This window comes from Erwinia sp. MYb416 (assembly GCF_037479575.1).
Classification (GTDB): domain Bacteria; phylum Pseudomonadota; class Gammaproteobacteria; order Enterobacterales; family Enterobacteriaceae; genus Erwinia; species Erwinia rhapontici.
The window spans coordinates 1-672 of sequence record NZ_JBBGYT010000135.1 but is presented as its reverse complement, the minus strand read 5'-3'; the positions used below and the strand labels follow the sequence as shown (position 1 = coordinate 672).

Annotated in this window: 1 protein-coding gene; it reads right to left on the bottom strand. The window is 49.6% G+C overall.

The genetic code is table 11. From position 1 onward, the window contains the following. A partial coding sequence (locus tag WH277_RS01275; protein WP_339503912.1) for a TonB-dependent receptor domain-containing protein occupies positions 1 to 672 on the bottom strand: 672 nt, incomplete at both ends.

Here is a 672-nt window from a genome sequence, read left to right as displayed (position 1 = left end):
TTAACGTTAATACCGACCGATGATCCTGGAAGTCCAAAACGAGCCAGGTCGTACTTCACGACGGCATCAACCAACGTATAACCGGCCACATCAAAATTCTGATCCTGATTATCGCCATTACTCGCCTGAGGACGGTACAGACCTTTACTCTCACCCACGTAACGCAAGCCCGTGCCCAGCGTCAGGCCGGATAAGGCACTTTCATTGAATGTGTAGTCGCCCCACAGTGATGCCATATGTTTAGGCACCTGTACTGGCGTTTTTCCACGCAGGTAATTGTCTTCTGTATATTCAGCATCGGTATAGCTGTATGACGCAGTCACGTTGATGTTGGCATTGACTGCGGCTTTGGCTTCAAACTCGAACCCACGGGAACGAATCTCCCCGCCCTGTACGCTAAACAGTGGCGCAGTCGGGTCACCCATCAGGTTGTTATTTTTGGTCAACTGGTAAATCGCCCCGGTCAGAACAATAGGACGATCTTTCGGAACGTATTTCACGCCTGCTTCATACTGTTTTGCACGAGAAGGTGTGAAGGTTTCCCCACCGAGAGTTGTGCCAGTATTAGGAATAAATGATTCGCTGTAACTGAAGTAAGGTGCAATACCGTTATCGAAGACATAGTTCACCCCGCCGCGCCAGGTAAAGGCCTGGTCGTGGGGTTTTTTTTTA